Below are 13,882 nucleotides of genomic sequence, written 5' to 3' on the forward strand. Positions count from 1 at the left end.
AGGAGGATCAGGTATGACCCTCCCCAACGTCGGCTGGCGGCGCATGATCCTACCCGAAAAGAATCGCTCAGAAGTGCGTCGATTCGACCAAGACCTGCTCGCCCGGCGGGGTGCTACGTGCAACTCGTTCGGCGACTGGCGCAATGGTGTTCAGGTTGCTCAGGAGAACCGCCACTGCCGTGTCTTTCGTAGCGCCGAAGTGATCCTCGAGCGCCTCTCGGCTAATCCCGCAGATCTTCTTTCCGCCCTCCATTTCGATGGAGAACTCAATGATGTCGTAGGTGTCGAGGAACTTCGCCGTTGCCATGTCTTACTCCGTGGTTTGGGGAGGCGCGGGGTTCGCAGCTTGGTAGTTGCTAACCACTTTGTCATTTCTGAGGCGGAGGTTCAGGCCCCCTGCACTGCGGCATTCGCATGACACTGCCGTCGCAGCGCACGGCCAGCCTTTCAGCCCCCCGGCATATGGGGCGGGCGCAGCTCCACCGGCTTGGCCGACTTCTTACGCATCCTGATGTTGAGCATCTCCACTGCCACGGAGAAGGCCATGGCGAAGTACACATAGCCCTTGGGCACGTGATGGTCGAAGCCCTCCGCGACCAGAACCACGCCCACCACCACCAGGAAGGCCAGGGCCAGCATCTTGATGGTGGGGTGGTTGGAGACGAAGCGGCCGATCGGGCCGGCGAACAGCATCATCAGGAGCACCGAGGTGATCACCGCAGCGATCATGACCCGCACGTCATCCACCATCCCGACGGCCGTGATGATCGAGTCCAGCGAGAACACGAGGTCGATCAGCATGATCTGGAGGATGACGGAAGAGAAGCTGGCCTTGACGGCACTGGACTTCTGCTCGTGCCCGCCTTCCAGCGATTGGTGAACCTCGCTCGTGCTCTTCCAGATCAGGAACAGTCCACCCAGGATCAGGATCAAGTCGCGGCCGGAGATCTCCTGGTCGAGCACCGAGAAGAGCGGGGCCACCAGGCCGACGATCCAGGCCAGTACCAGCAGCAGGCCGATGCGCATGAACATGGCCATGAACAGCCCGATCCGGCGTGCGAATTCGCGCCGGTCAGGAGGCAGCTTGTCGACCAGGATGGCGATGAAGATGATGTTGTCGATGCCCAGGACGAGCTCCAGCGCGGTCAGCGTGGCGAAGGCGATCCAGACTTGAGGATCGGTCAGGAGTTCGAGCATTGAAGTTCTTTCAGCAGGGAAGAGTCGAGAAGGGCCGGTCAGAAGGAGGCGCAGAGAATGCCGCACGACTTCTTGATGAGCTTCTCCAACTCCGGTGCTGCATCGCGTGTGCGATACAGGACTTCATTCTTCCGTCCCGCCATGAATGCCGCCTGACGCACACATGAATATTGGATGAATCGAGCCGCCTTGGCCCGGCGCGGCATTGGCGCCGCTGGGCGCGCTTGCGCTACAGCAACTCTTCGGCCACGAACGGGGAGAGCAGCCAGTTCTTGCTCTTGATGAACCAACTGGTCTCCGGTTCGTCCTCGTGAACGGCCGTCGTCGTGCCGTTGCTGTCCTGCTCGACCCACTCAACGCCACCCGTAGCCCCTATTCGCACCAGGTACGCGCTGGTATATCGATCGATCGATATGATGCGATTGATGTCTGCGGCGATCTCGGGACTGTCTATCACCAGGCCGATCTCGGTGTTAAGGCTGGCAGAGCGCCCATCCAGGTTCATCGATCCTACGAATACCCGCTTGTCGTCGATAACGGCCGTCTTGCCATGCAGACGTCCCGTGGTTTTGCCGAATTCGCCCAATCGTCCCGAGCGCTGACTCAGCATGGGACTGAGTTCGTAGATGACGACCCCCAGCTTCAATATTTCCTTGCGATAGCGGGCGTAACCGGCATCACCTGCTCGCTGTTCCAGTAGAGGTCGAATGCGGCGGACTGCTCGAGCACCACCGGCCCACTGGCCAGCACATCCATGTCGATAAAGTTGGCCTGCCCGTCCTGCATGAAGTATTCGTCGGCTATGTTGCGGCCACCCGAGACGGAAAAGCTGTTGTCGACGATGAACAGCTTGTTATGCATGCGATGGTTGATGCGGCCAAACTCGTGCAGCGAGAAAACGATGCGCGACAGCAATGAACCCGATCGCGCCGGCAATGGATTGAACAGGCGCACCTCCACGTTGGGGTAAGCCGCCAGCGAGCTGAACAGCTCATCTGCGTCAGACATGTGCAGGTCATCCACCAGCAGTCGCACCCGCACGCCACGCAGCGAGGCATCGCGCAGATCACGCAGGAACTGCCGGCCCACGCCATCGTTGCGCAGTTCGTAGTACTGCGCGTCTATCGACTTCTCAGCACGGCTTGCCAGGGCAATGCGTGCATTGAACGAGAAGGGCGCCTCCGGCAGCAAGCGGAACCCCGAAAGCTCTGCAGCACCAGGGAGAGTGTTTTGCTTTGCGATGCGCGCAAGCCGTGTTGAAGCTACATCCTGAACGGCATAGGTGGGTGGCACCGGCCTGGGCGCCTGCAGCGACGCGCAACCTCCCAGAAGCGCCGCCACAATCAACAGGCAACAAAGTCCGAAGAAGCTGGCGTGCCTCTTCAGGACCACGGCGCACAGCGTGGTGTGAGCGCGTGGATCGGGCCGCAGCAGTGCGCGGGTGCCGGCCTTGACGATCTGCACCTGAGCACCTCGCGGGAAGAGCCTTCCCTCGGCCTGCGTGTCCTGAAGAAGCTGCATCATCGAACGCGGAGCGCCGCGAACTCATGCGCGATTGCCGCGCCCAATGCCGCTGGATGCGCCGGTCACCATGCTTAACCGGCGAGCGCCGGATAGTCCGTGTAGCCCTTGGCGCCGGGCGTGTAGAACGTGTCCGTGGCAGGAGCGTTCAAGGGCGCATCCTGGCGCATGCGATCGACCAGGTCAGGGTTGGCGATGAAAGGCCTGCCCATGGCGGTCAGGTCCGCCCGGCCTTCGCTCAGCGCCTGTTGTGCGCTGGCTTTGTTGAGCCCGCCGGCGAGGATGAAGGGGCCGTGAAACGCAGCTTTCAAATCGGTCTTCAGCTTTGCGGGGACGGGCGGGGCACCCATGGCCGAATGGTCCAGGACGTGAACGTACATGAGGCCGAGCGCGGAGAGTTCCTTGACCAGAGCCAGGTACTGCTCGTCCACGCCTTCGAATGCGCCGGTGCTGTTGACCACGCCGTGAGGCGAAAGGCGGATGCCGACCCGCTCAGCGCCGATTTCCTTCACTGCAGCACGGGCGACCTCGAGCACCAGCCGGTTGCGCCCTTCGGCCGTGCCGCCGTAGCCATCAGTGCGGCGGTTGACGTTGGCGTTCAGGAACTGCTCGAGCAAGTAACCGTTGGCCGCGTGCAATTCGACGCCATCGAAGCCGGCTTGGATGGCAAGGCGCGCGGCCGTTGCGTACTCGCCAATCGCGACCTGGATGTCGGCCTCGGTCATGGCGCGCGGCGGCGTGTGCGGCTGGCTGCCTTGCGTATCGGTCCACATCTCGCCAGGGCAGGTCTCTGATGAAGAGCTAAGCACTTCGGCGCCGGCCGGCAGGTTGGCCTGGTGGGACACCCGGCCGGTATGCATCAGCTGCACGACGATCTTGCCGCCCTTGGCATGCACTGCGTCGGTCACCAGCTTCCAGCCTTGCACCTGGGCGTCATTGAACAGACCCGGGATGCGGGCATAGCCCAAGCCGTTGGGCGACGGCGAGGTTCCTTCCGTGATGATGAGGCCGGCGCTCGCGCGCTGGGCGTAGTAGGTGGCCATCAGGCTGTTGGCCGTGTTGTTGTCGCTCGCGCGGCTGCGCGTGAGCGGCGACATTACGGTGCGGTTCTTGAGCGGGGTGGCGCGCAGGGAGAAGGCGTCGAAAAGCATTGAGCTGTCCTGGAGGAATTGGAAGAGGAAAGAGAAGAAGAGAGAGCCGGGATCGTGGCCTGAGGGCTCAGCCGATGCGGTAGCGCGGGGCCGGCGTTCCAACCTGGGTGGCGGCGAACAGTGCGGAGCGCGCTGCCTCGTACTTCTCCCACAGCGTTGCATCGGCGACCGACGGCCAGGTGATCGCTTCGCCCTGATCCAAGCCCGCAAGCGCCGCATCGACCATGTGCTCGGTCGTCATCAAGGCGTCCTTGTTGAGGGCCGCCAGCGGGACGCCCGACAGGTCCCAGATCTCGGTTGCCGTCGAGGCCGGCAGGATCAGCTGAACCTTCACCCCGGTGCCGGCCAGTTCTGCCTGCAGGCCTCGGCTGTATTGCAGTACGAAGGCCTTGGTGCCGCTGTAGACGGCGCTGATGGGCAGCGCATGGATGCCCAGCGCCGAAGCGATGTTGATGATCACTCCGTCGTTTCTTGCGATGAAGGCCGGCACGACCGCCTGGGTCAGGCGAGTCAGCGCCGTGACGTTGAGGGCGATCTGCGACAGCGCGTCACCTGCGGATCTCTGGGCCAACGGACCCAGTCGCGCAATGCCGGCGTTGTTGATCAGGACGCGCACGTCGGCGTTGGTGGACAGAATTGTCTCGATCAGCGCCAGATCCTCGTCCTTGGTCAGATCGGCCGTGATCGGCTCGGCCTTGATACCGTGCGCCTTCGTGACCTGCGCGCAGAGGGCTTCGAGGCGGTCGGCGCGCCGGGCGACAAGAATGAGGTCGTAGCCGCGCGCAGCGAGGCGGTCCGCATACACGGCTCCGATGCCGGAGGAAGCCCCGGTGACAAGGGCGACTTTTCGGGAACTGGGATTTGTCATTGATAGCTTTCCAATAAAATTGAGTGCTCAACCAAAAAGGTTGAGGGCTCAAATGTAGGGTTGACCAGCCGCCGGTTGTGGATGGTGCAGCCCTCAACCATTTTCAATGTATGGGAATTTCCACAAAATTCGTTGCCCCGGAAAACAGCCTGGATAAGCCGGCCGCAGATGAGCAGGGCATCTTGGGCGGGCGTGTCTGCACGAACACAGCGCTGCGCCTCGCGGCTCGCAGGCTTGGCCAGCTGTACGACGAAGCGCTGGCGCCGTTGAACCTCAAAGCGACGCAGCTCGCGCTCATTGCAGAAATAGCAAAGCTCATGGGTGCCGATCAACAAGGACCGACGCTGCAGGATCTGGCGACCCGGCTCGCTATCCAGCTTTCGGCACTTACCCATGCGCTCAGGCCGCTGGTGCGCGATGGAATCGTTGAGTTGCATCCGGACGCCAAAGACCGGCGGACCAAACACGGCGTTCTGACCCCGCTTGGCAAGACACGGCTTTCAGAAGCAGCGGTGCGCTGGGCCGCAGCAAACGACCAAGTGGAGGCCGTTCTGGGCCCCGCTTCGGCTGCGAGCTTGAGGGCCCTGGCTGATCAGGTGGCTTCCGACGCGTTTCTGGTTGCCTATAAGGCGGAGAGTCGCCCGCCGGCCCAATTGGCTGCCCTCGGCACTGAGCAAGCTGGCGAGGATCGTTCTGATCACCGCGCAGATGAGCCAACAGTGCGTTGACTCGCGCTTTGAAGTTTAAAGGTCAGTGCTTTCATATCGTCCTTGCTTTTGACCTATTTGGCCGGTTGCAAAAATTCGGTGAAGCCCTGAAACCACATCACCTCGACGAAGTCGCCCCTGATGACCAGGTCTTCGTCACGCAAGGCCGCCAGAAAGGCTTCCTTGCCATCCTTGGCAGACAGAACCTCGAACCCCTTCGCGGCACTCCTGAAGGTCATGGTGAACCTGGGTGCCCTGGACAGGCCCGCGGCGGAACTCACTTTGCCGTCCTCGATGCGGTAGTGCCGCCCAACACCATCACGCGTTTGAATCTGGAATTCCAGTCGCTTGCCCGCCACGTATTTGGCGCAGGTGGCTTGGGTATTGATGGCCCTCTGCATGAGCTTCGACATCACCCAGAGGAGAAACTTGAACTTCAGCATCGCGTACTGTCTTTCTTGTCTGGCCGGCTCATTCGCCGAGGAACTGGGTCGCGTGCTTCAGGAAGCGCTCGGGGCATTGAAATTGAGCCGCGTGGCCAGCATCCGGATAGATGAAGAGCTGCGCATTGGGGATGTTCTGGGCCATGGTCCAGGAGTTAATGGTTGGAATCATCACGTCGTCAACGCCATTCAGGACGAACGTCGGTTGCTTGATCTCTCGCAGGTGAGCAAACGGGGCCTTGGGATCGAGCTTCGGCAGATAGTGCATGTTGGCCTCGATCTGGGCCTGGATCACTGCTGGTGAACTCGGTGGATCTTGATCCACGCGCTGGTGACGGCGTTCCCAGAACGCTCGGCCAGCTTGTTGCGCGGCCTCGGAGCGGCCGAAGAACAGGAACAGGAAATCGTCCAAGACCGGGACCGGGCGCGGTGCCCGCTCCAGCACGCCAGGATCAGAATCGGGATTTCCGCCACGCGGCCCGGTGCCCAGGAGCATGAGCTTGCGCACCAGGTCAGGATGGCGCCGGGTCAGATCCTGGGCCACAAAGCCTCCGATCGAGAAGCCCAGGACATCGACCGTCTGCAGTCCCAGTGCGCGTATCACGGCAGCTGCGTCGTCGGCCCACAGTTCAATCCGCGCGCGAGGCTGGCCCGAGGACGACGCAATGCCGCGCCCGTTGTAAAGAATGACCTCGCGGCCTGCAGCAAGGCCATCCGTCATGAGCGGATCCCAGTGATCCATGCCGCCACGGAAGTGCTGGATGAAGAACAGCGGCGGCTGGCCAGCCGTACTGTTGCCCCAGCGGCGATAAGCAAATTTGTCGCCATCGACTTCCACGAAGCGGGTTGGTGCAGTGAGGTGTGTATCGATCATGTTGTGACTTTTCTATGGGAGTTCGCTTGGCTTCGCTGCCAGTTGCAACGGCGAGGCTGATGGGTGGTTTGGTCGCCTTAACGCGCCAGGAATTCAAGTGCCAGTGGCACAAAGGCGGCATGGAACTGGAAGACGCCGCCGTGCCCGGCATCGGGATAGATGGCGAGGGCAGTGTTCGGCAGGCGCCGCGCCAAATCGTGCGAGTTCGGCGTGGGCACCATGCGATCCTGATCTCCGTTGGCAACGAGAACAGGCTGCCTGACCACCGAAAGATCTGCAGGCTTCTTCTGACCCCAGGCGTTCAATGCCTGCAGCTGCGCGACGTACGCCGCCACAGTGATCTCCTTGTCGCGGCTTTCGGAACGTTCGTTCAGACGGGCAAGAAAGTCCTTTCCGGCCGAGATGCCACCGGGCGTACGCGTGAAGAACAGGAACTGCTTGGGATCCTGGCCCGTGAGAGAAGCCCGGATCAGGTCGTAGTTCGCAACGCCAGCCACCCTGCTGATGCCCTCGCCGCCGGCCGGGCCCGTGCCCGCGAGAATCATCTTGCGAACCAGTTGCGGCTCCTTCAGCACGATCTCCTGCGCGATCATTCCCCCCATGGAGAAACCGAAGAGGTCGACCTGCTTGAATCCCTTGGCTCTGATAAAGGTGATCGCGTCGGCTGCCATCTGCTCCATTGAATTGGACGGCGTACCGGTTGATGCGCCGATACCGCGGTTGTCAAAGGCGATGACGTGATGCTTCGCCGCAAAGCCGTCGACGACACGAGGATCCCAGTTGTCCAGCACGGCGGCCAGATGGGTGAGAAACACCACGGGCGTGCCACCGTTCTGTTGTCCAAGTTCTCGGTAGGCGAAGTCGATGCCTCCAGCGGAAATGGATCGCGTTGGCACGTTCTTCCAAGTGACCTGTTTTTGGGGTGCTGTCGCTGAAGCCGAGGCATCGCTGGCCACTGCATTCATCGAGACGAATGGCGCGGTTAGCGCAAAGAGCAGGGCTGAAGCCTTCAGCAGATGGCGGATGGTGGAGACGCCCACGGCCGGGGTGACGCGTTGGGATTGAGGTGAGAACGTATTTCGAAGGATGACCATCATATGTAAAGCTAAAAAGAAACAGCATGTGCCGGTAGATTCAGGTGGGCGCCATGGGTCAGGCCGGTCTCCTTCATGATGTCGGCGACTCCGGTGCCGTCGAAGCCGCTGCGACGAATGGCCGGCGCAGCTGCAGACACAATGCGCTCGTGCGAGGCTTCCTTGGCAAGTGTTCTTGCGTTCGATTTCGACATGATGAGCATCATACAGGAGTCGCGAAACGTGCGCTGTGATGTCTTGCAACGCCGTGGGTTGCCAGGGCGAAGAAACTCAGCGCGATCAGAATCGCGACCTTTCGCAAGTTCAGTTTCATGGCATTGCCTGCCCAGTTGCAGTGGGGTCAGTTGTTCACGTCGACGAGCGTCCGGCAACGGACGGCGCCCTTGAGAACCTGGACAGAGTGGCCTGCTGCTTCTTGCAGCGGAATCATCCGGACGAAGGTGGCGAAGGCTGAAGAGCCGTTCCGGGACTTCAACGCGCTAGTCTTCGACGTGCTTTTGGCGTGAAGAACTGAGACTAGGCACTGCGGCGGCAGGCCAAAGCCGCCCAGTGCTGGCTGCCCTGGGTCTGGGCATCATGCGGTCTAACAAGACTGTGCCGAGCGTCAGGCCGTGACGTTCGGTCAGCTTCTCGCAGGCGGACAGGGAGGTGACTTGAACTTGCAAACCATCGCTCCCGCGATGACGCCTCCCGAGTTGTGGCCGCGATTCAAGTCAAAAAGGCTTCGCGTTCTGCGAAGCCCTTGAGTTCGGACAAACTGATCCGCCTTCCTTGACCGACCGGCCCAGAAGCTACTTCGCTTGAGCGCGTGCGTCCGCAGGGCTAGAGATCGTCGAGATGACCTTGCTGTTGACGCGCGAGCCCGAAGCGACATTCTGGTCGGGAGCCGAAGCAGTACGAATTGCTTCCGCTTCGACGATAGATCGATCCTTCGAGATGGCGACCGTTTCCGGGCCACGGGAACCACGGGCTACGTTCTGATTCGGAGCCGATGCGGTGCGCACCGCTTCAGCGTTGACGTCTTCACGCATCCTGGCCGAGACGGCAGGGTGGACGCCGTCATACGGTTCGGCTTGAACGCCAGTTGCAACCACGAGAGTCAGTGCAGCGGCGAAAAGAATGTTCATGGTCTTCATGGCGGTTTTCCAAGTGTTGGTAATACGGTGCTTAGCAGGCGTTCTTTTCGATCCGCCTGCGCTGATTTTCACAGTTGAACTGTCTATCGGATCACGCATTTAGGACACACCGTGTTTCTAACAATGAAACAATCGCCTTGCCACGTGAATGCTAGCTTCGTGCTACCGCTAACTCAAGCCATCTCACACGCAAAGGCGGATTGAATTCACTATTGGCTCCGTGAATGACCTCTTGCGTTGAGTGCTAGGAAGTCAAGATGCTTAGCTTTTCAGCGAAAACGGTTGATTTTCTGGCCGAGCAAAAATGATGGGAAAAAAGGACGCTGACGGGCCGCTAAAGGGAGCGGCTGCCAGAACACGAGGGGCTTATCGGCGGCCTCGTTCTTGGCAAAGCTCGACAAGCCGTTGAGGCCGAGCAAGGAAGCGATGGCGCTAGACACCAGCAGAGCGCGCAGCGTCGGTAACCTTGATCGTTAGGCATGAGCAATGCTCGCGGAGCAACGCATGCGCACCCGCTGGGCAGGCGAGCCGTGCACCGACTCACCCATTCCCTCAGCAACCGGACGGCACCGCGCACTCGGGATCGGCCAGAATCAACGCCGCGCGATACGCAGATCGCCCCGCTTCCTTCGTGAGTTCACTCAGATCGTTCCACTCTTGAAAGCGCTCCTTCGGGGACGGTGATGCCGAGCGGTTCAGAAGCAGCTGCGTCACGCGCAGCAAGGCACTCGCAGCGGCCAGGCTAGAGAGCGCTGCAGTTTGTTCGGGTTGTGCGTGGTACCAGCGCTCCTCAAGATGGATCCGTCTTGCTCGCTCGTCGGGCGAGATTGGAGCAAGATTCGTGGATCGCAAGCGAGGAACCTTTGCTGCAGGAGTCTCGAGCTCGACAAGCAGTTGGTCGACAGCATCCAGAATGTGCTGGATCAAGGAATTCTGCGAAGGGGCTGGCCTCATGGGAGTATCGGGTTGTTGTGTTCAGCGCCACGTCGGCGGTTCGAGCGTGGCATTCAGTGGTTGATGGCGACAAAGTCAATCGCGGCCGCGATGACTGCCGGGTTGCCCAGGAGGCGCCGCCAGCCCCGCGTGCAGCGCTTCCGCCAGCACCGCCGAGCCGATCGAGTGCGCGATCACCGCCTGCAGCGGACCCACCGCTTCGCCCACCGCGCGCAACGCTCGGGCGGACTGTGGGATCGACGTTTGCCGTCCGGCAGAGTCACCGTGTGCCGGAAGATCCATTGCAAGGACGCTGAAGCCGGCGTCGAGCAGCGGGGGGGCGAAGGCAGCCAGATCGGAAGCCTGCCCCTCCCAGCCGTGAAGAAGCAGCACCGCAGGACCACTACCGGCGCGCTGCAGTGCAACCTCGCCATCCGGCGTCGCGATGCGCAGCGCCTCACCGCTTTCGAGCATTAGCGGCTGGCGCTGCGGCGGACGTCGCGGCGTCAGAAAGGCTCGTGCGACCTGTTCGGGATGCGGGCGCACAACATTGGCGTCAATCATCGTACCTATATGCATGATATTCATCATATTTGTGTTCAGGCTGTGCGCCGCTATGGCTCACGGGATGTCAGTCGCTAGCCGGGACGAGGTGGTTCAGCACGGCCTCGCGCAGCCCGTCGGAAAGGCGCGGGTCATCGACAGCGCGCGCCAGCAACAGGGCGCCGACCATCGTGGCCACCATGACGAGTGCGCGCTCGTGGGCACCCGGCTCTCCCCAGTCGGGCGCCTGGCGGCCGACGAGATCGATCAACTCCTTGATACGGCGAGTGGCGGCTCGCCGCACCTCGGGCGCCTGGCGCGGCATCTCCGAGCCCAGTGCGGCAGCTGGACAACCCCGCTCGATGCCTTCGAGATGTTCCCTTGAGAGATACGCGCGCACCAGCGACTCCAGCGCATGCTGCGGCGGCGCGCCGGCCGCGATGCGCGCCGACGTAGCGACAGCTTCGGCGCCAGCGCGATCCGCCGCCTCGGCAAGCATCGCCTCGCGCGACGCGAAGTGGGCGTAGAAGCCGCCGTGAGTCAGGCCAGCAGCCTTCATGATGTCGGCGACACCGGTTCCGCTGTAGCCGCTGCGCCGAATGGCACGCGCGGCCGCCTCGACGATGCGTTCGTGCGACGCTTCCTTGCGACTAGGTAGGGCTCGTTTCATGGCTGAATGTTGTTTTATGATTTTCATCATATCGACTTTCAGCATGCCAGGCAACCTGAGCACCAGCTAGCCGGGGCGGGTACAAATGATTCTTGGAAGAATCCTTGACGAGTCCAGATGTTGATCGTAATATATGATGTATATCATCTTAATCGGCTGGCGTTGGCTTCATGCAGATCGCGAACACCCTCTGGGCGCGCGGAGAGCCTGAGGCGAGCCCTTGGATCACGGAGACAGCCATGCCCGCTACCTGCGAGCGTGCGCGTTGGAACTATCTGTTCGCGTGCGCAATGATCGGGCGCGAATACCGAAAGCCCAGCGTATACGCGGGTGAGCCTCGAAAACAGTCAACAACCCTCGAAGGATTCCCATGAGCAAGGATGTCGTCATCTGTTCGCCCGTTCGCAGCGCAATCGGCAGCTTCGGCGGTGCGTTAAGAGATACGCCGACGAGCACACTAGGTGCTCACGCCATCGCCGCTACCTTGCGTCGCTCCAGGTTAGATCCCACACTGATTGATTCAGTGGTGATGGGCAATGTCATACAGGCTGGCAACGGCATGAACGTCGCGCGGCAGGCCGCGATCCACGGTGGGCTACCGGTGGCTGTGCCAGCGATGACGGTCAATCGCGTGTGCGGCTCAGGCGCACAAGCCGTGGCCACGGCCTATGCAGAAGTCGCCGCGGGACTGTCGCGCATGGTGATCGCGGGCGGCGTCGAGAACATGAACCGGGCACCCTACTTGCTGCCCGGCATGCGGTTCGGCGCGCGGATGGGCAACGCGGAAGCGGTCGACTCGCTGTTGCTGGACGGTTTGCACGATGCCTTCTCGACGCGGCATTCAGGATGGCACACCGAAGACCTCGTGCAAAAGCACGGCCTCACGCGAGAGGAGCAGGATGCGTTCGCGGCGCAAAGTCAGAAGCGCTTTGCCACCGCTCAAGCAGCCGGGTGGTTCAAGGACGAAATCGAGCCGCTGTCCCTCGAAGGCAAGAAAGCCCCGATCTCATTTGCCGCGGATGAATCGAATCGTCCCGACACGACGGCGGAAACGCTCGCCCGGCTGAAGCCGGTGTTCCGCCCCGATGGCACGATCACCGCCGGCAACGCGCCAGGTGTCAACGCGGGCGCCGCAGCGATGATCGTCTGCGACAGCGCGATGGCACGCGATGCCGGGCTCGAGCCGATGCTTGTCGTCCGCGGCATCGGTGTTGCCGGCGTCGAACCCGGCTTCTTTGGTTTGGGTCCCTTGCCGGCGATCCGCCAAGCCCTGGATCGCGCCGGCTGGAATATCGGCGAGGTCGACCGCTTCGAAGTGAACGAGGCTTTCGCTGCCATTGCCATCGTTGTGCGCGACGAGTTGGACATCGATCCGTCGCGTTTCAATGTCGACGGCGGCGCGATTGCGCACGGGCATCCGATCGGCGCAACTGGGGCGATCCTGATCACCAAGGTGGCCCATGCGCTGCATCGCACCGGGGGCAGCAAAGCCGTGGTGTCGCTTTGCATCGGCGGCGGTCAAGGCATCGCCTTGTGTCTGGAGCGCGCTTGATCACAGCGCGGCGGCATCCGTCTGCAGGAGCATTGGAGCCCCAAGGCGTTCACGTCGATCGGTCAGCGCGAAAGGAACTTAAGCGCCTTGGCACGAAGTCAGCATGGAACTGGAACACTGCACCGTGTCCGGAATCGGGATAGATGATGAGTTCGCTGTTCGGAAGGCGCTGCGCCAGATCGTACGTGTTCTTGCTCGGAACCATGCGATCACCGTCGCCGTTCGCAACGAGAACAGGGTGTTGCATCTTTGACAGGTCCGCGGGACTCTTCGCCCCACCGGCGAATTGCTTTCAACTGCGCCTGCCGTGATGATCATCTTGCGCACGAGTTGTGGCTTCATCAGCACGATCTCCTGCGCAATCATCCCGCCCATGGAGAACCCGAAGAGGTCTACCTGGTCAAGACCCATGGCCTCAATGAAGGTGATGTCGTCCCTGGCCATCTCCTCCATCGATGTCGCCGGGTGATCTCAGGACGCCTGCGGAAGGTAGCTCGGCCGCGCCGCCGTCATCCCTCGCTTGACCTGCAGGGTGAGTTCATCGGCCAGCACCTCATCGAAGCCCGATTCGAGTCCGTCGAGCGCACGCTTGACGATGTCTTCAGGGCTGGACTTCGGGACATCGAACCCGCGCGTGAGATCGGTATCAACGTAGGCCATGTGCAGCCCCAGCACTTGCGTCTTCTGCGCTGCCAGTTCGTTGCGCAGGGCATTGGTGAGCGACCAGGCTGCGGACTTGCTCGCCGAATAGGCCGCCAACTCGCCGCCGTTCACCCATGAGGCGACCGACAAGACGTTGAGCAACGCGCCACCGCCGTTGCCTTTGAGAATCGGCGCGAAGGCCTTGCTCATACGCAATACGGCGAAGAAATTGGTCTCGAAGATGCGCCGTGCGACGTCTTCGCTATCGGCTGCGAGAAAACCTCCCGGCTGCGCAATGCCGGCGTTGTTGATCACCAGCGTCACATCCGACGCCAGCGCTGCCGCGGCCGCCACGTCTTCCGGCTTGGTGACGTCGAGCCGCAGGGCCTCCACACCGGATTGTGTGATGGTTGCAGGGTCGCGCGCGCCGGCGTAGACCTTGCGGGCACCGCGGGCGAGCAGTTCGCGCGCGAACGTCAATCCGATGCCGCGATTGGCGCCCGTGACGAGGACAACAGCGTTTTCAATCTTCATGGGAATCTCCAAAAGTT

The 13,882-nt window shown here is 61.7% G+C and carries 18 protein-coding genes and 2 pseudogenes; 2 read left to right on the forward strand and 18 right to left on the reverse strand.

Going from position 1 to position 13,882, the window contains the following annotated elements:
- Positions 1-67: 67 nt before the first annotated feature.
- From ACSFA8_RS04855 to ACSFA8_RS04880, 6 genes are all read right to left on the reverse strand, one after another.
- Positions 68-307 (reverse strand): hypothetical protein, encoded by a 240-nt coding sequence (locus ACSFA8_RS04855; protein WP_435478355.1) that lies wholly within the window; start codon positions 305-307, stop codon positions 68-70.
- 140 nt (positions 308-447) lie between these two features.
- Positions 448-1,197: a TerC family protein gene (locus ACSFA8_RS04860; protein ID WP_435478356.1), complete on the reverse strand. Its 750-nt coding sequence runs from the start codon at positions 1,195-1,197 to the stop codon at positions 448-450.
- Between the two features lie 229 nt (positions 1,198-1,426).
- A complete protein-coding gene (locus ACSFA8_RS04865; RefSeq protein WP_435478357.1) occupies positions 1,427-1,807 on the reverse strand; it encodes a phospholipase D-like domain-containing protein in 381 nt (126 codons plus the stop codon).
- A gap of 32 nt (positions 1,808-1,839) precedes the next feature.
- A complete protein-coding gene (locus ACSFA8_RS04870; protein WP_435478358.1) occupies positions 1,840-2,721 on the reverse strand; it encodes a phospholipase D-like domain-containing protein in 882 nt (293 codons plus the stop codon).
- Positions 2,722-2,792: 71 nt separating this feature from the next.
- A complete protein-coding gene (locus ACSFA8_RS04875) occupies positions 2,793-3,869 on the reverse strand; it encodes an alkene reductase (protein WP_435478359.1) in 1,077 nt (358 codons plus the stop codon).
- A 67-nt stretch (positions 3,870-3,936) separates the two neighbouring features.
- Positions 3,937-4,737 (reverse strand): SDR family NAD(P)-dependent oxidoreductase, encoded by an 801-nt coding sequence (locus tag ACSFA8_RS04880; protein ID WP_435478360.1) that lies wholly within the window; start codon positions 4,735-4,737, stop codon positions 3,937-3,939.
- Positions 4,738-4,847: 110 nt separating this feature from the next.
- Between ACSFA8_RS04880 and ACSFA8_RS04885 the strand changes: the two genes are divergently transcribed.
- The gene (locus ACSFA8_RS04885; RefSeq protein WP_435478361.1) at positions 4,848-5,465 is read left to right on the forward strand and encodes a MarR family winged helix-turn-helix transcriptional regulator; all 618 of its coding nucleotides are present in this window, start codon (positions 4,848-4,850) and stop codon (positions 5,463-5,465) included.
- Positions 5,466-5,518: 53 nt separating this feature from the next.
- Here ACSFA8_RS04885 and ACSFA8_RS04890 read toward each other — a convergent pair whose 3' ends face one another.
- The 9 genes and pseudogenes from ACSFA8_RS04890 to ACSFA8_RS04930 all read right to left on the reverse strand — a co-directional run bounded on the left by ACSFA8_RS04890 (position 5,519) and on the right by ACSFA8_RS04930 (position 11,137).
- Positions 5,519-5,887 (reverse strand): helicase, encoded by a 369-nt coding sequence (locus ACSFA8_RS04890; RefSeq protein WP_435478362.1) that lies wholly within the window; start codon positions 5,885-5,887, stop codon positions 5,519-5,521.
- Between the two features lie 28 nt (positions 5,888-5,915).
- Positions 5,916-6,761, reverse strand: coding sequence for an alpha/beta fold hydrolase (locus tag ACSFA8_RS04895; RefSeq protein ID WP_435478363.1), 846 nt, complete (start codon positions 6,759-6,761; stop codon positions 5,916-5,918).
- A gap of 77 nt (positions 6,762-6,838) precedes the next feature.
- A complete protein-coding gene (locus ACSFA8_RS04900) occupies positions 6,839-7,726 on the reverse strand; it encodes an alpha/beta fold hydrolase (RefSeq protein WP_435478461.1) in 888 nt (295 codons plus the stop codon).
- Between the two features lie 176 nt (positions 7,727-7,902).
- Positions 7,903-8,061 (reverse strand): annotated as a pseudogene (locus ACSFA8_RS04905) (TetR/AcrR family transcriptional regulator); the annotation flags it as partial.
- 585 nt (positions 8,062-8,646) lie between these two features.
- Complete coding sequence (locus tag ACSFA8_RS04910; protein WP_435478364.1) at positions 8,647-8,991, reverse strand: DUF4148 domain-containing protein; 345 nt, start codon at positions 8,989-8,991, stop codon at positions 8,647-8,649.
- Between the two features lie 269 nt (positions 8,992-9,260).
- A complete protein-coding gene (locus ACSFA8_RS04915) occupies positions 9,261-9,431 on the reverse strand; it encodes a hypothetical protein (RefSeq protein ID WP_435478365.1) in 171 nt (56 codons plus the stop codon).
- A gap of 112 nt (positions 9,432-9,543) precedes the next feature.
- The gene (locus ACSFA8_RS04920; protein ID WP_435478366.1) at positions 9,544-9,918 is read right to left on the reverse strand and encodes a hypothetical protein; all 375 of its coding nucleotides are present in this window, start codon (positions 9,916-9,918) and stop codon (positions 9,544-9,546) included.
- 102 nt (positions 9,919-10,020) lie between these two features.
- Positions 10,021-10,515, reverse strand: a complete 495-nt coding sequence (locus ACSFA8_RS04925; RefSeq protein ID WP_435478367.1) for an alpha/beta hydrolase — start codon at positions 10,513-10,515, stop codon at positions 10,021-10,023.
- A 40-nt stretch (positions 10,516-10,555) separates the two neighbouring features.
- Positions 10,556-11,137: a TetR/AcrR family transcriptional regulator gene (locus tag ACSFA8_RS04930; RefSeq protein ID WP_435478462.1), complete on the reverse strand. Its 582-nt coding sequence runs from the start codon at positions 11,135-11,137 to the stop codon at positions 10,556-10,558.
- 370 nt (positions 11,138-11,507) lie between these two features.
- On the opposite strand from ACSFA8_RS04930, the gene ACSFA8_RS04935 reads away from it, so the two are divergent.
- Entirely contained in the window at positions 11,508-12,689 is a 1,182-nt protein-coding gene (locus ACSFA8_RS04935) for a thiolase family protein (protein ID WP_435478368.1), read from the forward strand.
- 49 nt (positions 12,690-12,738) lie between these two features.
- Here ACSFA8_RS04935 and ACSFA8_RS04940 read toward each other — a convergent pair whose 3' ends face one another.
- The 3 genes and pseudogenes from ACSFA8_RS04940 to ACSFA8_RS04950 form a co-directional block, all read right to left on the reverse strand.
- On the reverse strand, positions 12,739-12,936 hold the full coding sequence (locus tag ACSFA8_RS04940) for an alpha/beta fold hydrolase (protein ID WP_435478369.1): 198 nt from the start codon (positions 12,934-12,936) through the stop codon (positions 12,739-12,741).
- Between the two features lie 62 nt (positions 12,937-12,998).
- A pseudogene (locus ACSFA8_RS04945) lies at positions 12,999-13,142 on the reverse strand (alpha/beta fold hydrolase); the annotation flags it as partial.
- Between the two features lie 18 nt (positions 13,143-13,160).
- Complete coding sequence (locus tag ACSFA8_RS04950; protein WP_435478370.1) at positions 13,161-13,865, reverse strand: SDR family oxidoreductase; 705 nt, start codon at positions 13,863-13,865, stop codon at positions 13,161-13,163.
- Positions 13,866-13,882: the final 17 nt, after the last annotated feature.

It is taken from the genome of Variovorax nitratireducens, assembly GCF_051216545.1.
Lineage (GTDB): Bacteria > Pseudomonadota > Gammaproteobacteria > Burkholderiales > Burkholderiaceae_C > Variovorax.